This is a genomic window from Rhodobacter sp. Har01, from assembly GCF_020564565.1.
In the GTDB taxonomy this organism is placed as follows: Bacteria; Pseudomonadota; Alphaproteobacteria; order Rhodobacterales; family Rhodobacteraceae; genus Pseudogemmobacter.
In genome coordinates, this window is sequence record NZ_JAJCTD010000006.1 from 296,487 (window position 1) to 318,743 (window position 22,257).

The 22,257-nt window shown below is 67.9% G+C and carries 22 protein-coding genes; 11 read left to right on the forward strand and 11 right to left on the reverse strand.

Annotated elements, in window-relative coordinates; genetic code table 11:
- Positions 1-258 precede the first annotated feature (258 nt).
- The 4 genes from LHP98_RS15995 to LHP98_RS16010 all read right to left on the reverse strand — a co-directional run bounded on the left by LHP98_RS15995 (position 259) and on the right by LHP98_RS16010 (position 3,873).
- Positions 259-867, reverse strand: coding sequence for a nucleoside triphosphate hydrolase (locus LHP98_RS15995; RefSeq protein WP_227253544.1), 609 nt, complete (start codon positions 865-867; stop codon positions 259-261).
- Positions 864-1,634, reverse strand: a complete 771-nt coding sequence (locus LHP98_RS16000; RefSeq protein ID WP_227253545.1) for an ATP-binding cassette domain-containing protein — start codon at positions 1,632-1,634, stop codon at positions 864-866. Before LHP98_RS16000 ends, LHP98_RS15995 begins: the two co-directional genes overlap by 4 nt.
- Positions 1,635-1,647: 13 nt before the next feature.
- Complete coding sequence (locus LHP98_RS16005) at positions 1,648-2,709, reverse strand: ABC transporter permease (RefSeq protein ID WP_227253546.1); 1,062 nt, start codon at positions 2,707-2,709, stop codon at positions 1,648-1,650.
- A 138-nt stretch (positions 2,710-2,847) separates the two neighbouring features.
- The gene (locus tag LHP98_RS16010; protein ID WP_413687717.1) at positions 2,848-3,873 is read right to left on the reverse strand and encodes a substrate-binding domain-containing protein; all 1,026 of its coding nucleotides are present in this window, start codon (positions 3,871-3,873) and stop codon (positions 2,848-2,850) included.
- 219 nt (positions 3,874-4,092) lie between these two features.
- Here LHP98_RS16010 and LHP98_RS16015 point away from each other — a divergent pair, with 219 nt between their 5' ends.
- On the forward strand, positions 4,093-5,316 hold the full coding sequence (locus LHP98_RS16015; RefSeq protein WP_413687718.1) for an ROK family transcriptional regulator: 1,224 nt from the start codon (positions 4,093-4,095) through the stop codon (positions 5,314-5,316).
- A gap of 7 nt (positions 5,317-5,323) precedes the next feature.
- Here LHP98_RS16015 and LHP98_RS16020 read toward each other — a convergent pair whose 3' ends face one another.
- Positions 5,324-6,259, reverse strand: coding sequence for a DMT family transporter (locus tag LHP98_RS16020; RefSeq protein WP_227253547.1), 936 nt, complete (start codon positions 6,257-6,259; stop codon positions 5,324-5,326).
- A gap of 104 nt (positions 6,260-6,363) precedes the next feature.
- Here LHP98_RS16020 and ade point away from each other — a divergent pair, with 104 nt between their 5' ends.
- The 8 genes from ade to LHP98_RS16060 all read left to right on the forward strand — a co-directional run bounded on the left by ade (position 6,364) and on the right by LHP98_RS16060 (position 14,230).
- Positions 6,364-8,061 carry an adenine deaminase gene (ade, locus tag LHP98_RS16025; RefSeq protein ID WP_227253548.1) on the forward strand — a complete coding sequence of 566 codons (1,698 nt, stop codon included), beginning with the start codon at positions 6,364-6,366 and terminating at the stop codon, positions 8,059-8,061.
- Between the two features lie 146 nt (positions 8,062-8,207).
- On the forward strand, positions 8,208-8,849 hold the full coding sequence (locus LHP98_RS16030; protein WP_227253549.1) for a GDSL-type esterase/lipase family protein: 642 nt from the start codon (positions 8,208-8,210) through the stop codon (positions 8,847-8,849).
- 105 nt (positions 8,850-8,954) lie between these two features.
- Positions 8,955-10,079, forward strand: coding sequence for an aromatic ring-hydroxylating oxygenase subunit alpha (locus LHP98_RS16035; RefSeq protein ID WP_227253550.1), 1,125 nt, complete (start codon positions 8,955-8,957; stop codon positions 10,077-10,079).
- An 87-nt stretch (positions 10,080-10,166) separates the two neighbouring features.
- A complete protein-coding gene (locus LHP98_RS16040; protein WP_227253551.1) occupies positions 10,167-11,327 on the forward strand; it encodes a LysR substrate-binding domain-containing protein in 1,161 nt (386 codons plus the stop codon).
- A 10-nt stretch (positions 11,328-11,337) separates the two neighbouring features.
- Complete coding sequence (locus LHP98_RS16045; RefSeq protein WP_227253552.1) at positions 11,338-11,751, forward strand: RidA family protein; 414 nt, start codon at positions 11,338-11,340, stop codon at positions 11,749-11,751.
- Between the two features lie 162 nt (positions 11,752-11,913).
- The gene (locus tag LHP98_RS16050) at positions 11,914-12,591 is read left to right on the forward strand and encodes a DUF1028 domain-containing protein (protein WP_227253553.1); all 678 of its coding nucleotides are present in this window, start codon (positions 11,914-11,916) and stop codon (positions 12,589-12,591) included.
- Between the two features lie 38 nt (positions 12,592-12,629).
- Positions 12,630-13,541 carry a LysR family transcriptional regulator gene (locus LHP98_RS16055; protein WP_227253554.1) on the forward strand — a complete coding sequence of 304 codons (912 nt, stop codon included), beginning with the start codon at positions 12,630-12,632 and terminating at the stop codon, positions 13,539-13,541.
- The gene (locus LHP98_RS16060) at positions 13,538-14,230 is read left to right on the forward strand and encodes a sirohydrochlorin chelatase (protein WP_227253555.1); all 693 of its coding nucleotides are present in this window, start codon (positions 13,538-13,540) and stop codon (positions 14,228-14,230) included. The genes LHP98_RS16055 and LHP98_RS16060 overlap by 4 nt, the downstream gene beginning before the upstream one ends.
- Before the next feature lie 55 nt (positions 14,231-14,285).
- Here the strand turns inward: LHP98_RS16060 and LHP98_RS16065 are convergent, their stop codons facing one another.
- The 3 genes from LHP98_RS16065 to LHP98_RS16075 are packed head-to-tail and all read right to left on the reverse strand — an operon-like array spanning position 14,286 to position 18,276.
- Complete coding sequence (locus tag LHP98_RS16065) at positions 14,286-15,680, reverse strand: glutamine synthetase family protein (RefSeq protein WP_227253556.1); 1,395 nt, start codon at positions 15,678-15,680, stop codon at positions 14,286-14,288.
- Position 15,681: 1 nt separating this feature from the next.
- A complete protein-coding gene (locus LHP98_RS16070; protein ID WP_227253557.1) occupies positions 15,682-17,055 on the reverse strand; it encodes an aspartate aminotransferase family protein in 1,374 nt (457 codons plus the stop codon).
- Between the two features lie 57 nt (positions 17,056-17,112).
- On the reverse strand, positions 17,113-18,276 hold the full coding sequence (locus LHP98_RS16075) for an alpha-hydroxy acid oxidase (RefSeq protein ID WP_227253558.1): 1,164 nt from the start codon (positions 18,274-18,276) through the stop codon (positions 17,113-17,115).
- 238 nt (positions 18,277-18,514) lie between these two features.
- Here LHP98_RS16075 and LHP98_RS16080 point away from each other — a divergent pair, with 238 nt between their 5' ends.
- Positions 18,515-18,925 (forward strand): VOC family protein, encoded by a 411-nt coding sequence (locus tag LHP98_RS16080; protein ID WP_227253559.1) that lies wholly within the window; start codon positions 18,515-18,517, stop codon positions 18,923-18,925.
- Positions 18,926-19,127: 202 nt separating this feature from the next.
- Here the strand turns inward: LHP98_RS16080 and trpA are convergent, their stop codons facing one another.
- Both trpA and LHP98_RS16090 read right to left on the reverse strand, forming a co-directional pair.
- Positions 19,128-19,919 (reverse strand): tryptophan synthase subunit alpha, encoded by a 792-nt coding sequence (gene trpA, locus LHP98_RS16085; RefSeq protein WP_227253560.1) that lies wholly within the window; start codon positions 19,917-19,919, stop codon positions 19,128-19,130.
- Between the two features lie 62 nt (positions 19,920-19,981).
- A complete protein-coding gene (locus tag LHP98_RS16090; protein WP_227253561.1) occupies positions 19,982-20,392 on the reverse strand; it encodes a VOC family protein in 411 nt (136 codons plus the stop codon).
- A gap of 124 nt (positions 20,393-20,516) precedes the next feature.
- Here LHP98_RS16090 and ychF point away from each other — a divergent pair, with 124 nt between their 5' ends.
- Positions 20,517-21,614, forward strand: a complete 1,098-nt coding sequence (ychF, locus tag LHP98_RS16095) for a redox-regulated ATPase YchF (protein WP_227253562.1) — start codon at positions 20,517-20,519, stop codon at positions 21,612-21,614.
- A 296-nt stretch (positions 21,615-21,910) separates the two neighbouring features.
- Here the strand turns inward: ychF and LHP98_RS16100 are convergent.
- The coding region (locus LHP98_RS16100; RefSeq protein ID WP_227253563.1) for a DDE-type integrase/transposase/recombinase at positions 21,911-22,257 on the reverse strand (347 nt) is incomplete at its 5' end.

The window sequence follows — 22,257 nt, forward strand, 5'->3', positions numbered from 1 at the left end:
GCCCGGCCAGTCAAGAGGTTGAAGGCCGGAAAGCCGGTTCAGAACGACAAGAGTGCTGGGGGCGCTGCCCCCGGACCCCCGGGGTATTTGGACCAAGATGAAGATCGTGCCGCTTCATCTCGGGCCAAATACCCCCTGGGGGTGCGGGGGCAGCGCCCCCGCCGTCCGAGCCGGTTGGCGCGCCCTTGCGCGCCAGAGGCGAGACAAAAGGCTTGCAGTCGCGCTTGCGCGGCTGCGCGATTGGATCAGGGCTGACGTTCAGACGTTGCGCAGAACGATCTCGGCCGGCAGCGAGTCGCGGATCACCGTCAGGGCGTTGGGCAGGTCGTTCGAGGCGATCCAGTCCTTCGCGGCCTGGTCGTCCTTGCCGTGCTGCCGCCACCGTTCGGTCAGGCGGCGGACCAGTTCGGCTTCGGGAACCTCAAGATAGACGGTCAGGTCGAACAGGGTGGGCAGGTCGCGCCAGGGGGTCTGGTCAAGCAGCAGGTAGTTGCCTTCGACGATCAGGATGCGGTCGTCTGCCGTTACCACGTCGGCGGCGGCGCGCGACAGTTCCATCGCGCGGTCGAAGATCGGGATGGCGACTTCGTCCTCAACCTTAAGTCGGCGGATCAGGTGGAGAAAGCCCATCGAGTCGAAGGTGGGCGGAGAGCCTTTGCGCGCGCGCAGCCCGCGGGCGTTCAGCACCGCGTCGTCGTAGTGAAAGCCGTCCATCGGCACCACCCGCGCCCCCGGCGCAAGGTCGCGCGCCAGCCGCTGCGCGAGGGTCGACTTGCCGCTGGCCGGGGGACCGGCCAGCGCCACCAGGAACCGGCCCGGCCCGTCGGCCCGGGCCTGGATCAGCTTGACCAGGCCCTCGGGCGTCATGCGATCACATGTTCGGGCGTCTTGGCGCCGGTCATGAAGGCCACCGCGTCGGACATGGAGTATTGCTTGGGGTCGATCACGCAGAGCCGCCGGCCCAGCCGGTGGATGTGGATGCGGTCGGCCACCTCGAAGACATGCGGCATGTTGTGGCTGATCAGGATGATCGGCAGCCCGCGTTTCTTGACGTCGAGGATCAGCTCCAGCACCCGGCGGCTTTCCTTGACCCCCAGCGCGGCGGTGGGTTCGTCCATGATCACCACCTTGGACCCGAAGGCCGCGGCGCGGGCCACGGCGACGCCCTGGCGCTGGCCGCCGGACAGGGTTTCCACCGCCTGGTTGATGTTCTGGATCGTCATCAGCCCCAGTTCGGTCAGCTTGGCGCGGGCGAATGCCTCCATCCGCGGGCGGTCAAGCTGGCGGAACACGCTGCCCAGGATGCCCGGTTTGCGCAATTCGCGGCCCATGAACATGTTGTCGGCGATCGACAGCGCCGGCGACATGGCGAGGGTCTGGTAGACCGTCTCGATGCCGGCATCGCGCGCCTGCATCGGGTTGGTAAAGTGGACGGGCTTGCCTTCCAGCATGATCTCGCCTTCGTCAGGGATCACGGCGCCGCAAAGCGCCTTGATCAGGGTCGATTTGCCGGCGCCGTTGTCGCCGATCACCGCCAGGATTTCGCCGGGGTAAAGCTCGAAGTCGGCGTTGTCGAGCGCGGTGACGCGGCCATAGCGCTTGACCAGTCCGCGGCCAGTGAGAATGGGGTCCATCTGTCGTTCTCCCTCAGCCCGAGACCTTGCGGATCCACTGGTCCACCGCGACGGCGCCGATGATCAGCCCGCCCGTCAGCAGCACCTTCCACTGCGGATCGGCGTTCAGCATGTTCAGGCCCATGCTCATGACGCCGACGATCAGGGTGCCGAACAGCACCCCCAGGATCGAGCCGCGTCCGCCGAACAGCGAGATGCCCCCGATCACCGTGGCGGTGATGGCCTGCAGGTTGTAGTCGGTGGTCACCGTCGAGGGCGAGATCGAGCCGTTGCGGCCGATCGACACCCAGGCTGCAAGGCCCGCCACCACCCCGGCAAGGGTATAGGTCTTGAGCAGGATGTTCTTGGTGCGGATGCCGGCCAGGTCGGCGGCCTCGGGGTCGTCGCCGACGGCATAGATGTGGCGGCCGAAGGCGGTGTAGTTCAGCATGTACCACAGCGCGACATAAAGCGCGATCATCGCCAGCACACCCAGCGTGATCACCGCGCCGCCGATCTTGATCGGCGTGCCGAAGATGTGCAGCGCGCCGGTGATGGCGGTCAGGTCGGCCTCGCGCATGGTCTCGTTGGCGGAGTAGATCAGGCAGATCGCCATCACGATGTTCCAGGTGCCCAGCGTCACGATGAACGGCGGCAGCTTCAGCCGCGAGACAAGGAAGCCGTTCACAAAGCCCCAGAAGCCCGCCATGCCAAAGCCGGCAAGAACCGCCACGGGCCAGGGCAGGCCATAGGCCAGCACCGCATTGCCCATGATGACGAAGGCAAAGACCATGATCACGCCGATGGCAAGGTCGATGCCGGCGGTCAGCACCACCAGGGTCTGCGCCGCGGCCAGGATGCCCACCACGGCGACCTGCTGCATGATCAGGGTCAACGTATAGGCGGAAAAGAACCGCTCACCCTTGGCGATGCCGAAGAACAGGATCAGTGCCAACAACACGATCAGAGGCACCATGGCCGGGTTGCCGTGCAACAGGTGCTGCAGCTTCTTCAAGCCGCTTCGTGGTTCCTCGAACTGCGCCACCGTGGTCGCGCTGGCCGTCAAGACCTTCTCGAATTCCTGTGGCTGGCTCATCTTCCCCCCTCGCCGCGGTCGGCGGTTTTCCTTCGCTTTGCAACAAGGGCGGCCTTGAGAGCCGCCCTTGCCTCCCCCGTTCGGGATCATGCGGGGGAGGTGTCCCCCGCACAAGCGTTTCGCATCAGGTCCGGGGCATCAGCCCCAGCACAGCTCGGTGCCCTTGGTGGTGTCGACCGAGGGCACGCCTTCGGCGGGCTTGTCGGTGACCAGGGTCACGCCGGTGTCGAAGAAGGCCTTGCCGGGGGTCGGCTCGGGCTTGACGCCTTCGTCGGCCCACTTCTTGATCGCTTCCACGCCCAGCGCGGCCATCATCAGCGGATACTGCTGCGAGGTGGCGCCGATCTGGCCATCTTTCACCGCGGCCACGCCCGGGCAACCGCCGTCAACCGAGACGATCAGGACGCTGCCTTCCTTGCCGACGGCCTTCAGCGCCTGGTAGGCGCCCACGGCGGCCGGTTCGTTGATGGTGTGGATCACGTTGATGTCGGGGTCTTTCTGGAGCAGGTTCTCCATCGCCTTGCGGCCGCCCTCTTCGTTGCCGTTGGTGACGTCATGGCCGACGATGCGCGGGTCATCCTCGTCACCGATCTTGTTGGGGTCCTTCGGGTCGATGCCGAAGCCGATCATGAAGCCCTGGTCACGCAGCACGTCGACGGTGGGCTGCGACGGGGTCAGGTCAAGAAAGCCGATCTTGGCGTTGGCGGCATCCGCGCCCAGCGTGGCGGCGGCCCAGGCGCCGATCAGGCGGCCGGCTTCCAGGTTGTCGGTGGCAAAGGTGGCGTCGGCGGCATCGGCCGGGTCAAGCGGCGTGTCCAGCGCGATGACGACCAGACCGGCCGCCTGTGCCTTTTTCACCTGATCGACGATGGCCTTGGTGTCGGAGGCCGCGATCAGGATGCCCTTGGCGCCATCAGCGATGCAGCTTTCAATGGCAGCGACCTGGCTGTCATGGTCGCCGTCAACCTTGCCGGCGTAAGAGTTCAGCGTCATGCCCAGTTCGGCCGCCTTGGCTTCGGCGCCTTCCTTCATCTTGACGAAGAAGGGGTTGGTGTCGGTCTTGGTGATCAGGCAGGCGGTGATGGCGTCCTGCGCCAGCGCCGGCGCCGCCGACATCAGCGCAGCCGTGGCCGCGCCCAGAAGGGCTTTGGTGGTGAATTTCATCTGGTTCCTCCCAAGGAAGGGGGTCATTGCCCCCCGTTTCGATGCTGTGCGCAGATCAACTCTCCCGCTGCGCCGGGGCACAGGAAAGCCGATTCCCTTGCTTGCGTCAAGATAATTAAATCACAGTGAATTATTATTGACAGATTGCCCGTTCCTTGCCCAATCTGGCGGGAAACCGGGCGCCAGGCTTGGGAACAGGCTTGGGACATGGGGGAAAAGGTGAAGCCAGCCGTCGAGACAGTGGTCGAATCGCGGCCTGAAGGGGCGGGCCTTCGCGGCACCAACCAATCGGGGATGCGGGCGCACAACGAGCGGCTGGTTCTCAGCCTGGTGCGCCGCCACGGGGCGCTGGCCAAGTCGGACATCGCGCGGATGACGGGGCTTTCGGCGCAAACCGTGTCGGTGATCATGCGGGCGCTTGAGCAGGACGGGCTGCTGGCGCGCGGAGAGCCGATCCGCGGCCGGGTGGGTCAGCCCTCGGTGCCGATGTCGCTGGCGGCGGAGGGGGCGTTCTTCTTCGGGCTGAAGGTCGGGCGGCGGTCGGCCGACCTGGTGCTGATCGATTTCCTGGGCCGCATAAGGGCGGCGCGGCGGCGGACCTACCGCTACCCCACACCCGATGCGGTGGTGGCCTTCGTGGCCGAAGCGGCGCCGGCGCTGACCGCGCAACTGGACGCCGACCTGCGCGACCGGATCACCGGGATGGGCGTGGCTATCCCGTTCCAGTTGTGGAACTGGGTCTCGATCATCGGCGCTCCACAGGCCGAGATGGACGCTTGGCGGCACCGCGACATCGCGGCAGAACTGGCCGCTCTGGTGGACCTGCCGGTGTTTGTGCAGAACGATGCAACCTCGGCCTGCGGGGCGGAACTGATCTTCGGCACCGGCGAACGGCCGAAGGATTTCCTGTACTTCTACTTCGGCACCTTCATCGGCGGCGGGCTGGTGATGAACGGCCAGCTGTTCCTGGGCCGCAGCGGCAATGCCGCCGCCACCGGCACGATGCAGGTGCCGGGGCCGGATGGGCGGATGCGGCGGCTGCTGGACGTGGCGTCGCTGTCGGTGCTGGCCGGGATGATGGAGGCGGCGGGCGAGCCGAGCGACCACATCTGGCAGCAGCACCTGGACTGGAAGGTGTCCGAAGCGGTGCTGGACCGCTGGATCGAGGCGGCGGCGCGGGGTCTGGCCCATGCGGCGCTGAACGCGGCGGCACTGGTCGAGATCGAAGCGGTGCTGATCGACGGCTGGATGCCCGAGGCGATCCGGTCCCGCATGGTGCGGCGCACCGAAGCGGTGCTTCTGGACCTCGACCTGGCGGGGATCCACCCGCCGGCGATCAGGGCCGGCAGTGTGGGCGCCGATGCCCGCGCGCTGGGGGCGGCGGCGATTCCACTGTCTCAGCGCTATCTGATCGACCAGAACGCGCCGGCAAGGGAAGCCTGACGGCTAACTAACCTTGCGGCGTCATCGCCTTGCGCTGCCGGGCGCGTTCCAGCCCCAGCCGGCGTTCGCGCCAGATGATCAGGATGCCGGCCAGCACCACGATGGCGGCGCCCAGCAGCATGGTGCGCGTCGGCGCCTCGGCAAAGACGAACCAGCCGATGGCCAGCGCAAACAGCATCGAGGCATAGTCGAAGGGCGCCACCAGCGAGGCATCCGCCTCGCGGTAGGCGGCGGTCAGCAGCACCTGCCCGACGCCGCCCAGCAGGCCCGACAGCACCAGAAAGGTGGTCTCGCGCGGGGTCGGCCAGACCCAGCCGAAGGGCAGGGTGGCCAGCGACAGCACGGTGGCGGTGACCGAGAACCAGAACACGATGGCGGGCGTCCTTTCGGTTTGCACCAGCTTGCGCACGAAGACCTGCGCCAGCGCCGCAAAGACCGCGCTGCCCAGCACCAGCATGGCCCCGAAAGCCTCGGCATGGCCGCCGTCCGGCTGTTGCAGGATCGACAGCCGGGGGCTGAGCACGATCAGCACGCCGATCATGCCCAGCACGACGGCGCTGATGCGGAAGGCGCGGACCTCTTCGCCCAGGAACATGGCGGCGAAGATCACGGTCAGCAGCGGCGCGGCATAGCCGATGGCAGTGACCTCGGGCAGCGGCAGGTAGCCCAGGCCGGCAAAGCCCAGGCCCATCGCCAGGGTGCCGGCAAAGCCGCGCCAGACGTGGCCCATCGGATTGCCGGTCCGCAGGCCGGTGGACAAATCGCCCTGCCAGGCCAGCCAGACCAGGATCACGGGAACAGCGAACAGCGAGCGGAAGAACACCGCCTGCCCGCCCGGCACATGCACCGCCGTGGCCTTGATCAGCCCGGCCATCACGATGAAGACCAGCACCGAGCCAAGCTTCAGCGCGATGCCGCGCAGGGGGCGTCCTTGGGAGGGCATGCGGGCTCCTTCGTCCGCCTTGGTGAACCATGGCCGCCGGCGCGGTGCAATCCCTCTGGACGGCGGGCGAGCTTCACGGTTTCCTGAGGGCCCGGAGGTGCCCCATGCACAAGTCGTTGAGCCAGCTGATCGACCAGGGCCGCGGCGTTGAGCCAGCCGATCTGGTGTTGAAGGGGGGGCGGGTGTTCGATCTGATCAGCGGCGAGCTGGTCGAGACCGACGTCGCGATCTGCGGCGACACCATCGTGGGGGTGTTCGGCAGCTACCGCGGCGCGCGCGAGATCGACGTTTCGGGGCAGGTGCTGGTGCCGGGCTTCATCGACACGCATCTGCATGTGGAAAGCAGTCTGGTCACGCCGCATGAGTTCGACCGCTGTGTCGGGCCGCGCGGGGTGACGACGGCGATCTGCGATCCGCACGAGATTGCCAATGTCTGCGGGCTGGAGGGCATCCGGTATTTCCTGGACTGCGCCGCGCAGGTGCTGATCGACCTGCGGGTGCAACTGTCGTCTTGCGTGCCGTCCACCCACATGGAGACTTCGGGCGCGCGGCTGGAGGCGGCGGATCTGGTGGGGTTCCGCGATCACCCTAAGGTCATCGGGCTGGCCGAGTTCATGAACTTTCCCGGCGTGCTGATGAAGGACCCGGGCTGCCTGGCCAAGTTGCAGGCGTTTCGCGGGCGGCACATCGACGGCCATGCGCCCTTGCTGCGGGGCAATGACCTGAACGGCTATCTGGCCGCCGGCATCCGCACCGAGCATGAGGCGACCACGGCGGAAGAGGGGCTGGAGAAGCTGCGCAAGGGGATGCGGGTGCTGATCCGCGAGGGCAGCGTTTCCAAGGACATGCACGCGCTGGCGCCGCTGCTGACGGAAAAGCACGCGCCTTACCTGTGCCTGTGCACCGATGACCGCAACCCCTTGGACATCGCCGAGCATGGCCATCTGGACTACATGATCCGCACGCTGATCGCCCTGGGTTGCCCGGCGCTGGCGGTCTATCGCGCGGCCAGCCTGTCGGCGGCCGAGGCCTTCGGGCTGAAGGACCGCGGGCTGATCGCGCCGGGCAAGCGGGCGGATATCACGGTGATCGACAGCCTAGAGGGGTGCCATGCGAGCCGGGTGTTCGCGGGCGGGGTGGAACTGACGCCGGCGGCCTTTGCGGGCCGGGCGGTGACCGAGCCGGTAGCGCGGCATTCGGTCAAGGCGGGGCAGGTGACCGCAGAGGACTTTCGCACCGGCGGCAACCGGGTCGAGACGCCGGTGATCGGCATCCTGCCCGGCAAGATCATCACCCAGCATCTGGTCTTCGACATCCCGCCGGTGGATGGCGACAAGCGGCCGGACCTCGCGCGCGATCTGGTGAAGATCGCGGTGATCGAGCGGCACGGGGTGAACGGCAACCGCGCCACCGGCTTCGTGCAGGGGTTCGGGCTGCAGCGCGGGGCGATCGCCTCGACCGTCTGCCACGACCACCACAACATCGTGGTGGTGGGGGCAGATTACGCCGACATGGCCCTCGCCGCGAACCGGCTGGGCCAGATCGAGGGCGGATTCGTGGTGGTGGAGGGCGGCCGGGTGCTGGCCGAACTGGCGCTGCCGGTGGCGGGGCTGATGAGCCTGCTTCCGTTTGAAGCGGTGCACGGCAGGCTGGTCGCGTTGCGGGCGGCGGCCAAGAGCCTGGGCGTGGTGCTGGAAGAACCGTTCCTGCAGCTGGCCTTCCTGGCGCTGCCGGTGATTCCGCATCTGAAGATCACCGACCACGGGCTGGTGGATGTGGACCGCTTCGAGGTGATTCCCTGAAGGATGTGACCGGCCCCGACGCCGGGGGCATCCTGCCCCCGGACCCCCGGGGAGTATTTCGAAAAGGGCAAGACCGGGATGCGGTTCAGGATGGTTTCGCTTGGCGCCGGGAGGCGTAAGCTGGGGCGAAGGGCAGGGAGGGCGCCATGACCCGCACGGTGATGTTGTTCGGCGATTCCAACACGCATGGCACGATGCCGATGGTGCATCTGTCGGACCAGGGCCGCTATGCCCGGGCCGAGCGCTGGGCGGGGCGGCTGGCGGCGATGCTGCCGGAGTGGGAGGTGATCGCCGAGGGACAGCCGGGGCGGACCACGGTGCATGACGACCCGATCGAGGGGCCGCACCGCAACGGGCTGACCGTGCTGCCGGCGCTCTTGGAGACGCATCGGCCGGTGGATGTGGTGCTGCTGATGCTGGGCACGAATGACCTGAAGCAGCGGTTCTCGGTCAATGCCGGCGATATCGCGCTGGGGCTGGAAAAGCTGGTCATGGTGATCCGCGCGTCGGGCGCGGGGCCGGGCGGCACGGCGCCGGGCATTCTGGTGGTGGCGCCGCCGCCGATCGAGGAGGCGGGGACCCTGGGCGAGATCTTCCACGGCGGGGCGGCGAAGTCGCGGACCCTGGGCGCGCGGGTGCAGGCGATGGCCGAACGCCAGGGCCTGCCCTGGCTGGATGCGGGCGGGATGATCCACGTCAGCCATGTGGATGGCATCCACTATGGCCCCGAGGTCCATCCGATTCTGGCCGAAGCCTTTGCAGCCGCAATCCGCCGGCATTTCCCATGACCGGATTAGGACACGCCTAATCGCCGCCCTGCCGATTGGTGCTTTCCCTTAAGCTAGATCTGCGCGATTGCTTTAGCGTCCCCTGTTCTGCCGAAGGCTGCCGCCATGACCCTGCACGACCCCGCCCTCGAAGACCTTCGCGCCAATGTCGCCCAGCCTTTCGAACGTGCCCGGGCGATGCCGAAGTCGGTCTACACTTCGCCCGCCTTTGCAGAACTGGAGCAACGCCACATCTTCGCCAAGGACTGGCTCTGCGCCGGCCGGGCCGAGGCGCTGCCGAACCCCGGCGACTATCTGACGATGCAGATCGCGGGCGAACCCGTCATCATCCTGCGCGACCGCGACGGCGCATTGCGCGGCCTGTCGAACGTCTGCCGCCACCGGATGAGCACGCTGCTGGAGGGCCGGGGGAACGTGCGAAGCATCGTCTGCCGCTACCACGCCTGGACCTACAACCTGGACGGAACCTTGCGCGGCGCCCCAGCGATGGCGAAGAACGAAAGCTTCTGCCGTGACGAGATTGCGTTGCCGGCCGTGCGGGTGGAAAACTGGCGCGGCTGGATCATGGTGACGCTGGACCCCGCCGCCCCGCCGCCCGGCGATGCGCTGGCGGGGGTGGACCGGCTGGTCGGGCACCTGCCGATGGAGACCTATTCCGAGGTCTTCCGCGAGGAATTCGAATGGGACACCAACTGGAAGGTGCTGGCCGAGAACTTCATGGAAAGCTACCATTTGCCGGTCTGCCATGAGGCCACCATCGGCGGCACCTGCGACCTGAACCTGATGACCTGCCCCGAGGGCGATGCGGCCTTCAACCACCACTGGATCGTCAAGAACGATTCGCTGCCGCTGTCACTGGCGCATCCGTCGAACACCACGCTGCAGGGCGACGAACGGCGGATCACCTGGCTTCTGGCGATCTATCCCAGCCTGCTGATCACCCTGACGCCCGGCTACTTCTGGTATCTGTCGCTGACGCCGAAAGGCCCGGGCCGGGTGCATGTGCTGTTCGGCGGCGGCATGAGCGCGGACTGGATGGCCGACCCCGAGGCGCCGGCACATCTGGCGCAGGTGAAGGCGCTCTTGGAAGAGGTGAACATCGAGGACAAGGGCTGTGTCGAGAAGGTCTACCGCGGCCTCTGCGCCGGTCTGTCGGCACCGGGGGCGCTTAGCCATCTGGAGCGGCCGAACTACGAATTCGCGCGCTGGATCGCCGGCCGGATGCCCTGAGGCTACCGCTTTCCGATGACGCGCCCTATCTTGCCTGGGGCCGGGGATGCGTTCCCCGGGCAACCCTTGCCCCGGAAAGCCGCTGCCATGCCGACGCCGCTTCGCGACCAGTTCCTGCAGGCCATGTCCCGCGCCGCGCAGACGGTGAACGTGGTCACCACAGACGGGCCGGCGGGGCGTGCCGGGGTGACAGTCTCGGCCATGGCCTCGGTCTCGGCCGATACGCCGCGGCCGACGCTCTTGGTCTGCGTTCATCACCAGGCCTCGGCGGCGGGCAGCATCCTGGGCAACGGGCATTTCGTGGTGAACATCCTGCGCGATGACCAGGCCTATATCGCCGATGCCTTTGCGGGGCGCTTCAAGGACCAGCTGGCCGACAAGTTCGACGTCACCGATTGGGTGGCGATGGGGTCGGGCAGCCCGCGGGTGGCCGAGGGGCTGGTGGCGCTGGACTGCCGGGTCACCTCGTCCGACCGGATCGGCACCCACCACGTCTTCATGGGCGCGGTGCAAGAGGTGCACCTGGCGCCCTCGGGGCTGCCGCTGATCTATGCCCACCGCGCCTATGGCAGCCCGAGGCGGATCGACACGCCCGCCAGCCTGGCCGATGCGCGCCAGGGTCAGGAGGCGCGGCTGTCGGTTGCGGCGCTGCGCAGCTTTGGCCCCTATGTGCTGCCCGGTCTGGTGCGTCGGCTGGCCGAGGCCGGCCCGCTGGACCTGACGCTGGTCGAGGGCGACCAGCGCCGGGTCGAGGCGGCGCTGCGGTCGGGCGAGGCGGAACTGGGCCTTCTGCACGAGGCCGAGCTGGGGCCGGGCTATGTGACGCTGCCGCTGGCCGAGCTGGACCCGGTGGTGGTGCTGGCCGCGGACCACCCGCTGGCGCGGCGCGGTGCGCTTGAGGTTCGCGATCTGGCCGGCCAGCCGCTGGTGCTGCTGGCGGCGCCGCCGGCCGATGCCCAGGTGCTGCACCTGCTGCGGGCCGGGGGCGTCGAGCCGAAGATCGCCTTCCGCTCGTCCAGCTTCGAGATGGTGCGCGGGCTGGTCGGCCAGGGCCTGGGCGTCGCGGTGCTGTCGATGCGGCCGGCGACGACGATGTCCTGCGAAGGCCGGCCGCTGGCGACGCTGCCGCTGCGCAGTGCCGAGCGGCCCGGCCGCATCGTGCTGGCCCACCGCGCCGACGCCCGCCTCGGCCCCGCCGCCGAACGCTTCCTGGCCCTTGCCCGATCCCCCGAACCCATCCTCGCCTGAAAGGACCGAAATGGCCCACCTCCGCCACCGCAAGTTCAACACCAAGGACACCTACCCCGAGCAGAAACTGGACAACGACCTGTGCCAGGCCGTGGTCGCGCGCGGCACCACGATCTTCCTGCGCGGCCAGTGCCCGCAGGACCTGGACACCGCGCAGAACATCGGCAGCCACGATCCGGTCGAGCAGACCCACAAGGTGATGCAGAACATCCGCCAGCTGGTCGAGGAATGCGGCGGCCGGATGGAGCACGTGACCAAGCTGGTCGTCTACCTGACCGACGTGCGCCACCGCGAGGCGGTCTACCGCACCATGGGCGACTACATCCGCGGCGTGCATCCGGTCTGCACCGGTCTGGTGGTCGTCGCCCTTGCCCGGCCTGACTGGCTGGTCGAGATCGACGCCACTGCCGTCATTCCCGACTGAAGCTCCCTGCATCGACCCCGGGGGTTTCACACCCCCGGACCCCCGTGGGATATTTGGGGACAGATGAAACCAGCACGGCCTTCGCCTTTTCATCTGTCCGAAAATATCCTCTGGGGGTCCGGGGGCGAAGCGCCCCCGGGGGTTGCCCCCAAGAGGTGCCGCATGACCTTTTCGCTGCTTGCCCGTTGTCCCCGGTCCGGCCAGTTCGGCATGGTGATCTCGTCTTCCTCGCCCGCTGTCGCTGCCCGCTGTGCCCATGCCCGGGCCGGGGTCGGGGTGGCGGCGACGCAGAACATCACCGACCCGGCGCTCGGGCCGCGGCTCTTGGATCTGATGGAGGCCGGCGCCAGTGCGCCGCAAGCGATGGCGCAGGTGGTGGCCGAGGCGCCGTTCATCGACCATCGCCAGTTGCTTTGCGTCGACCGCGCCGGGCGGGTGGCCACGCATTCGGGCGCGCAGACGTTGGGCATCTGGGCGCTGGCAGAAGGCGAGGGCGTGGTGGCCGGAGGGAACCTCCTGGCCAATGCTTCGGTGCCCAAGGCCATGGTCGCCGGCTTCAACGCCGCCCGGGGCGCGTTCGGCGACCGCCTGATCGCCGCGCTGAAGGCGGGTGCTGCGGCGGGCGGAGAGGCCGGGCCGGTGCATTCGGCGGGGCTTCTGATCGTCGACCGCGAGACCTGGCCGGTGGCCTGGCTGCGTGCCGACTGGTCCGAGGCCGCGATGCCGATCGAAGAGGTCGCCCGCGCTTGGGAGGTCTATGCCCCGCAGATGGCCGCCTACATCCAGCGCGCCAAGGACCCGCGCGCGGCGCCGTCCTACGGCGTGCCGGGTGACGAATAGGGTTTTCCCCGGCCCAAGGCGCGGCTAGCCTGCGGCCCATGGCCCTGCGCTTTACCCTGAGGCAGCTGGAATACCTGGTCGCCGTGGGCGAGACCGGCTCGATCGTGGCCGCGGCGGACCGGGTGAATGTCTCGTCGCCCTCGATCTCGGCCGCCATCGCCCTGCTGGAGGGCGAGTTCGGCCTGCCGCTGTTCGTGCGTCGGCACGCCCGGGGTCTGTCGCTCACGCAAGGCGGGCGTCAGTTCGTGGCCGAGGCGCGGGCGGTGCTGGCGGCGGCCGGGCGGCTGAACGATCTGGCCAATGCCATCACCGGGCAGGTGCGCGGGCCGTTGTCGGTCGGCTGCCTTGTCACCTTTGCCCAGGTCATCCTGCCGGGCCTGCGCCGCAGCTTCACCGAGCGCTTCCCCGAGGTCGACTTCCGCCAGTTCGAACATCACCAGGCCGAGATTTTCGAAGGCCTGCGCCAGGCACGCCTGGACGTGGCGCTGACCTACGACCTGGACATTCCCGCCGACCTGAGCTTCGTGCCGCTGCGGTCGCTGCCGCCCTATGCGCTGTTCCCCGCGGGGCACCCGCTGGCCGGCCGCGCTGACGTAACCCCGGCCGACCTGGCGCCCTTGCCGATGGTGCTCTTGGACCTGCCGTTCTCGACCGACTACTTCCTCGAGATCTTCCGCCCGCTTGGCCTGAAGCCCAAGGTGGTCGAGCGCACCCGCGACATCGGGGTGATGCGGGCGATGGTGGCGAACGGCTTCGGCTATTCCATCGCCAACATCCGCCCCGCACCCGAGGCGGCGCCGGATGGGCGGCCGCTGGTGCTGGTGCCGCTGGTCGGCCCCGCGCCGCTGTGCCTGGGCCTTGTGCTGACCGATGGCGCCATGGGCGCGCTGACCATCCGCGCCTTCCTGGAGCATTGCCGCGAAACCCTGGCCGAGGGCCTGCCGGCATGACCGTCGCGATGATCGTGGCCCATGGCCAGCCCAGCGATCCCGGCCCGGCGGCGGCCGAGCTGGACCGGCTGGCCGCAAGGGTTTTGGCGCTGATGCCCGGCTGGGACATCGGTGCCGCGACCCTGGCCGAACCCGGCGCGCTGGCCAGGGCAGCGAACCGGCCGCCGGGCGTGGTCTTTCCGCTGTTCATGGCGGGCGGCTGGTTCACCCGCAGCCTGATTCCGGCGCGGCTGGCCGAGGCCGGGGCATCCGGCTGGCAAGTGCTGGAGCCCTTTGGCTGCGACCCGGCACTGCACGACCTGACGCTGCGCATCGCCGCCGCAAGCGGCGCGGACAGGGTGCTGCTGGCCGCGCATGGATCAATGAAGTCGCCGGTTCCGGGGGCCATCGCCGCCCATGTCGCGGCGCGGATCACGGCGGAAACCGGCCTCCCCGCGACGGCGGCGTTCATTGACCAAGGCCCGCAGATCGAGGCCGCAACGGGCCATGGCCCCCGGTCCGTGTGCCTGCCGTTCTTTGCCATGGCCGGGGGGCATGTCACCGATGACATCCCGGGGGCGCTGGCGAAGGCCGGGTTCCGCGGGCGGCTGTTGCCGCCGGTGGGGCTGCACCCCGAGGTGCCGGGCCTGATCGCGCGGGCTATCGCCGCTGCAGCACCGGTCTGTACCGGGGCGTGCCGCTGGGCCTAGGGGCCGGAATTCGAAGTCGAATTCCGTGCACGATTTCCGACTTCGGAAATCGTTTTCAGACCGTGTGCAGGTAGAGGTCGAAGTCCACCTCGCTGACCGTCCGCATAACCCGCTGGTATTCCGCCGCCTTGATGGCGGTGAAGGTGCGGTGCATGTCCTCGCCCAGCGCGTCCTTCAGGAAGGCCGACCGGCGTGCCGCATCGATGGCGGATTTCCAGTCGGTGGGGATGCCGGCGTGCTCTGCCCCGTCCTCGTAACCATTGCCGGTGGTTTCCGGCCCGGGGTCGATGCGGTTGCGCATCCCGTGGCGGATGCCCGCCAGCACGGTGGCGGCCACCAGATAGGGGTTGGCATCCACGCCCGAGGGACGGTGCTCGATCCGCCGCGCGCGGAGGTCGCCGGCCGGGATGCGCAGCGCGACCGAACGGTTGTTCACCCCCCAGCTGGGGCTGACCGGCGCATAGCTCTGGCTGGCGAAGCGGCGCCAGGAATTGGCGTGGGGGGCGAAGACCAGCATCGATTCCGCCATGGTGTCGCGCAGGCCGCCAAGGGCGTGCAAGAGGGTGGGGTTCCATTGTCCCTCGACCGCCTCGACGAAGACGTTGGTGCCGGCGGCGTCCATCATCGACACATGGAAGTGCATGCCGGACCCGGCGTAGTCTTCGTTCGGCTTGGCCATGAAGCAGGCGGTCACGCCGTGCGCGCGGGCCTGCGCCCGCACGATCCGCTTGAGCCGGACCACGTCATCGGCGGCCTGCATCACGTCGGTGCGGTAGTGCAGGGTCAGCTCATACTGGCCGGGGGCGTATTCGCTGATCATCGTCTCGGCGGTGATCCCGGCCGCCCTGGCGCCGGCGTAGATGTCGTTGAAGAGCGGCATCATCCCATGCAGGTGGTCGACCGAATAGACCTCGGTCTTGCGCGACTTGCGGCCGTCCAGCACGTCGCGGGCGGGCTGCATCTTGCCGTCGGGGCCGCGGTCGTTGTCCAAGAGGAAGAACTCAAGCTCGAAGGCGCCGGCCGGGAACAGCCCCTCTGCCGCCAGCGCATCGACCTGCCGTTGCAGGGCGTGGCGGGGGTCGCTGGTCATCTTGGCACCGTCGAGGGTGTACATCGACATGAACACTTCGCCGCGCGGAGGCGTGGTGTTGTGCAAGGGCTTCAGCGTGCCGGGAACAGGCCAGGCGCGCAGGTCACCGTCGCCCTGATCCCAGATCAGCCCGGTCTCGTGCACGTCCTCGCCGCAGATATCCAGCCCCAGGATCGAGATCGGCAGGTGCCGACCGGATTTGTAGAACCCTGCCAGTTCGTGCCGGCGGATGATCTTGCCACGGCCGATGCCGTTGGCGTCATGCAGGATGATGTCGAAGGCTTCGATTTCCGGGTGGGCGGCAAGGAAGGCCTCGGCTTCTGCGGGAGAGGAGCCGGAGGGGCTGATCAGCGTGGGCATCTTAGTCTTTCGGGCAAAGGTCGGTGAGGATTTCGTCGAAGCTGGCGATCAGGCGGTCGATCTGGGCCTTCTTGGTGGCCGGGCTGACCAGCATCATGTTGTGGAATGGCGCGATCAGGCTGCCGCGATTCAGAAGGGCCACATGCAGCGCAGCCTCGACCGCCGGGTGGTGGGCGCGTGCCGCCTCGGCCCCGTTCTTCAGCGGGCCGGGGGCACAAGTGAATTCCACCCGCGCACCGACGCGGACGACGTGCCAGTCCAGGTGGTGGCGGTCGATGGCCTTTTTCAGCCCGTGCGACAGGCGGGCGGCGCCCTGTTCCATGCGGGCATAGGCCTTGGCCGTCATCACCTCGCCCAGCGTGGCGCGCAGGCAGGCGAATTGCATCGGGTTGGCCGACAGCGTGGTGCCCATGCCGGAATGCCCCGGCGGTCGGGTGGCGTTGTAGGCGGCGAAGCGGGCGGCGAGGTCTTCGGTCAGGCCCCAGATGGCGGTGGGCATCCCGCCCGCCACGCATTTGCCGGCGACAAAGACGTCGGGCGACAGCGAATGCACGCGGGCATAGCCGCCAAGTCCCGACGACAGCGTGTGCGTTTCATCCATCATCAGCAGCGCGCCGTAGTAGCGGGTCAGCTGGCGCAAGCCGTCGTGAAAGCCCGCCTCGGGCAGCACCATGCAGCTGTTGGTCATCACCGGCTCGGTCAGGATCGCGGCGACTTCACCGGTCTTGAGTGCCGCTTCGACGGCGGCAAGATCGTTGAATTCGACGCAGACGGCGCCGCGGGTCAGGTCCTGCACCTGGCCGACCAGACCGGGGCGGGCGACGGTGGCGCCGTCGCGCAGCTCGACCATCGTGTCGTCGACGGTGCCATGATAGCAGCCGTTGAACACCAGGATCTTCGGCCGCCCGGTCACCGCGCGGGCGACGCGGATGGCGAAGCGGTTGGCATCGGTGGCGGTGGTGGCGATCTGCCAGCGGTAGTGCCCGAAGCGTTCCGTCAGCAGGCGGCCGGCTTCCAGCGCGTCGTGGCTGGGCAGCATGGTGGTCAGGCCGTGGCGGGCCTGCCGGCGAATGGCCTTGGCAACGGGTTTCGGCGAATGGCCGAACATGCTGCCGGTGTCGCCCAGGCAGAAATCGTCGATGCCGAAGCCGTCGATGTCGGTGATCCGGGCGCCTTCGGCATGGGCGATGACCGGCAGATGCGGCATCGGCCAGTCGCGCATCCAGTGCATTGGCACGCCGTCCAGCCAGGCCTCGGCGTCACGTGACCGGGCGTCGGCCGACTTCGGGCGGCCTTGCGCATAGCGGCGGGCCTCGCGCGCGGCATAGGCGGCAAGGCGATCAGTGCTGATCCCGGCGATGGTTTCGGCTGTCATGGCGTGGCCCTCTGGAAGCCTTCGATATGACCCGGAATTTGATCAAAAAGCAAGGGCTCAGGCCCAGACGCCCTCAAAGTCCTTGGGTACCAACAGGTTGTGGCGGCCCAGCTTCTTGACGTCACGCTCGCCGCACAGGGCCATGGTGATGTCCAGCTCCTTGGCGATCACCTCAAGCGCGCGGGTCACGCCGGCCTCGCCCATGGCGCCCAGCCCGTGGATGTAGGCGCGGCCGATCATGGTGCCATTGGCACCCAGGGCGAGGGCCTTGAGCACGTCTTGCCCCGAGCGGATGCCGCCGTCCATCCAGACCTCGGTCTTGCCGCCCACGGCGCGGATGATCGAGGGCAGCATGCGGATCGACGACAGCGCCCCGTCCAGCTGCCGGCCGCCGTGGTTCGAGACGATGATGGCATCGGCGCCCGCGTCCACCGCCAGCTTGGCATCCTCGGCATCCAGAATGCCCTTCAGCACGAACTTGCCGCCCCAGCGGTCACGGATGCGCGCGACCTTCTTCCAGTCCAGCCGGGGGTCGAACTGTTCGTTGGTCCAGGTTGTCAGGTCGGCAAGGTTGGTGACGCCCTTGGCATGGCCGACGATGTTGCGGAACTGCCGGCGCGGGGTCTGCAGCATGCCCATCGACCAGGCCGGCTTGGTCGCCATGTTCAGGATGTTCGGCAGCGTCAGCCGGGGCGGGCTGGTCAGGCCGTTCTTGAGGTCCTTGTGGCGCTGGCCGATGATCTGCAGGTCCAGCGTCAGCACCAGCGCGCTGCACTTTGCCGCCTTGGCCCGGTCGATGATGCGGTCGACGAAATCCTCGTCCCGCATGACGTAAAGCTGGAACCAGAACGGATCGGGGGTCGCCGCCGCGACGTCCTCGATGGAACAGATCGACATGGTGGACAGGGTGTAGGGCACCCCGAAGCGGGCCGCCGCCCGGGCCGCAAGAATCTCGCCATCGGCGTGCTGCATGCCGGTGCTGCCCACGGGTGACAGCGCCACCGGCATGGCCACCTTCTGCCCCAGCATGGTGCTTGCCAGCACCCGATCCGACAGGTCGCGCGCCACCCGCTGTCGCAGCCGGATCAGCGCGAAGTCGGCACTGTTGTCGCGGAAGGTCTGCTCGGTATAGCTGCCGCTTTCGCAGTAGTCCCAGAACATCCGCGGCGTCCGCTTGCGGTGCAGGCGCTTGAGATCCTCGATGCTGGCGATCACGGGCATGCGCAGCTCCTTCGCGGGCGGTGTCTTCCGCCTGTTACCAACGGTGCGGCGGCACGTCCATGGAAACCGCGGCGGGCAGGGGCAGAGTCGCTGCATAGAGCGGGGCTGTCTGCGATGCGGGACGCAGGGGACTGCCAGGCCTCACGACGTCATGTCTGAAAACGCCGCAAAGCCCTGGGAACCCCATGCGGGACAAGGCATCATCCAGACAGCAGGGTCTTGTTGCCAGGAGTGCTGGATGGCCAATCGTATTGCTTTGTTTTCTTTGCTTGTTCCAGATTATGACGAGGCTCTCGCTTTCTTTCTGCGCATCGGGTTCGAGTGCCGGGAAGACACCGATCTGGGAAACGGAAAGCGATGGGTTCGGATAGCCCCCCGAGGTGGCGAAACGGAGATACTGCTAGCCCGCGCGGTTGGCAGCCGTCAGAGTGCCGCGATCGGAGAGCAGGGCGGTGGTCGGGTCTGGCTGTTCCTTGAAACCTCGACCTTCGAGAACGACTACCAGCACATGCAGGCTCAGGGGGTCAAATTCGAATCTGCTCCACGCAACGAGTCCTATGGACGCGTTGCTGTGTGGATTGATCCCTGGGGCAATCGCTGGGACCTGATCGAATTTGCCAATGCAGATCGCTCTGGAACCATCCGGTAAGCGTGCAAGAACACCTGCCCCCTCTCCGCACCGATAGCCAGCGCCCACCCATGCGGCGGCCGGCGCTGGCCGGGGCCGCTGGTGGGGCTGTTCCCCGGCCCCGGCACTTCTGTTCTTGCAGGGCGAAAACGCGGCCGCTGCCACCGGCGCCGTTGGTTTGCAGGTGCGGTCAGAAGCGACCGCGTGGCCAGACGGCCCCGGTTCAGGCCGAATGGGCCCCTGCTGCCAGCGCCGCCACCTTGGCCAGCACCTCGGCCACGGGCTTGCCCTCGCCGATGTCCTTGACGATGGCGGACCCCACCACGCAGCCATCCGCGATTCCGGCAATCGAGCGGGCCGCATCCGGCGTGTTGATGCCGAACCCCACGATGACCGGAAGGTCGGTGGACCGCTTGATCCGCGCCACTTCCGGCGCCACGTCGGCCGCCTGCGCCGCAGCGGCGCCGGTGATGCCGGTGATCGAGACGTAGTAGACGAAGCCAGAGGTGTTCTGCAGCACCTTGGGCAGGCGCTTGTCGTCGGTGGTGGGGGTGGCGAGGCGGATGAAGTTCAGCCCGGCCGCCTGGGCGGGGATGCACAGCTCGGCATCCTCTTCCGGCGGCAGGTCGACCACGATCAGCCCGTCGATGCCGGCCGCAAGCGCGTCTGACAGGAACCGCTCGACCCCGCGCGAATAGATCGGGTTGTAGTAACCCATCAGCACGATGGGGGTGGTCTGGTTCCCGGCGCGGAAGGCGCGGACCATGGCCAGCACCTTGTCCATGGTCATGCCGCCTTCCAGCGCGCGCTGGCCGGCGCCCTGGATGGTGGGGCCATCGGCCATCGGGTCGGTAAAGGGCATGCCCAGTTCGATGATGTCGACCCCGGCGCCCGGCAGGCCCTGCATCACGGCAAGCGAGGTTTCCGCGTTCGGGTCGCCGCCCATGATGTAGGCGACGAAGGCCTTTTTCTGCGCCGCGCGCAGCTGGGCAAACGTGTCGTCGATCCTGGTCATGGCCGTCCCCTGCAAATCCGCCTTGCGGTTTCGCATGGCTGGCCGGGGAAGATCAATGCCCCTCAGGCCTGCCGCCACGGCGCTGAGACCATCCAGTGCGTGCCGAACCGGTCTTTCACCATGCCGAAGCCGTCGGACCAGAAGGTGGGCTGGTAGTCCATCAGCACGGTGCCGCCCTGGCCCAGCAGGGCGAACTGCCGCCGCGCCTCGGCGTCGGAACTGGCGATATGGCTGATGGTGACGGCGGCCTGCGCCTCGCCCGCCATGCCGGGCGGGAAGTCCGAGGCCATCAGCATCCGCCCGCCGACCGCAAGCGTCGCGTGCATGACCAGGTCGGAGGCCTGCATCGCGGCCGGGGCGTCCGGCGCCTCGGCGTAGCGCATCAGGGAAAGCGTGCCGCCGAAGATCTGCTGGTAGGCCGTCATGGCCTGCCGGCAGGTGCCCTGAAAGTGAAGGTAGGGGTCGAACGCCATCGCCGTCTCCGTTCCTGCAGGCAAAGCCCGGGCTGCCAGAGTCTAGGTGGGGCGTCCGAGTCGGGGAACCTTGATCCTTGGTCCGGGCGCCCGTAGAAGCGGCGCGTCGCCACAGGAGGGCCGAATGGGTTTCAAGATGGGCATCGTCGGGCTGCCGAACGTGGGCAAGTCCACCCTCTTCAACGCGCTGACCCGCACCGCGGCGGCGCAGGCGGCGAACTTTCCGTTCTGCACCATCGAGCCGAACGTCGGCGAGGTGGCGGTCCCCGACCCGCGGCTTGAGGTGCTGGCGAAGATCGCAGGCTCGAAGCAGATCATCCCCACCCGGATGACCTTCGTCGACATCGCCGGCCTGGTGCGCGGCGCGTCGAAGGGCGAGGGCCTGGGCAACCAGTTCCTGGCCAACATCCGCGAATGCGATGCCATCGCCCATGTCCTGCGCTGCTTCGAAGACGGCGACATCACCCATGTCGAGGGCCGCATCGACCCCATTGCTGATGCCGAGACCATCGAGACCGAGTTGATGCTGGCCGACCTGGACAGCATCCAGCGCCGCCGGGCAAACCTGGCGCGCAAGCTCAAGGGCGGCGACAAGGAAAGCCTGGACCAGGACCGCCTGCTGGCCGTCGCCGAGGCCGCGCTGAACCAGGGCCAGCCGGCGCGCACGATCAAGGTCTCGGACGACGACGCGCGCGCATGGCGTCTGCTGCAACTGCTGACTGCCAAGCCGGTGCTGTATGTCTGCAACGTCGAGGAAGCCTCGGCCGCCAGTGGCAATTCCCAGTCGGCCCGGGTGGCCGAGATGGCGGCCCGGCAGGGCGCGGCGAGCGTGGTGATCTCGGCCCGGATCGAGGAGGAACTGGCCCAGCTTCCCCCCGAAGAGGCGGCGATCTTCCTCGAGGAGATGGGCCTGCACGAGGCCGGCCTCGACCGCCTGATCCGCGCCGGGCACGAGCTGTTGGGCTTGCAGACCTATTTCACCGTCGGCCCCAAGGAGGCCCGCGCCTGGACGATTGCCAAGGGCACCCTGGCCCCGCAGGCCGCCGGAGTGATCCACGGCGATTTCGAGAAGGGCTTCATCCGGTCCGAAACCGTGGCCTACGAGGACTACGTCGCCGGCAACGGCGAGGCGGGGGCCAAGGAAGCCGGCAAATTCCGGGTCGAGGGCAAGACCTATGAGGTCCAGGACGGCGACGTCCTGCACTTCCTGTTCAGCGGCTGAAACCGGGTGTCCCATGATGGGACAGGTTTGGCCGCAAAGGATTCCAAGGGGTTACGGAGCCGTCTTCAGGGTTTCTTAACCTTTGGCTCCTCTGCCGCGGTCACCTTGAGGAGTCGGTTCAGAGTCTCGATCCGCTTCGGGTGCTGATCCGGGTACGACTTCGCCACCTCCACCCAGTGCGCCAGCTTCGCCAGGTCTCCGGTGGCCCGGTAGAGGTGCGCCAACGCCCTGGCTGCGCTGTGGGGTGCTGTCAGACAAATGCGAACTCGTCTCTACAAGGGCAGGATGACTGTCCTTTAAGCGGCGAGAAGGCCGCGCCACTCGGCGAGAGCGGCGGCGCGGGCCTGCTTGTAGGTGTTGCGGTCTTGGAGGTGGCGCTCCGTCGGAAAGTGGTTGTGGACCGAGGCATGGACCGAGACGAACTTCTGCAGCGTTCGCATGCGCCGGAACCGCAACATTGCCCGCTCTCGTCGTCGGAACGGCAGGTGTGAATTCTCGGCGCGATTGTTGAGCCAGCGCCCCATCTCACGATCATCGCCGCAGCCGAGATCCTTCAGGGCGGCACCGTAGGACCGAAGGCGATCCGTAACGATTTTATCAGGCCGGCCATGTCGCTTCATGGATTTCTTGAGGAATTTCAGCG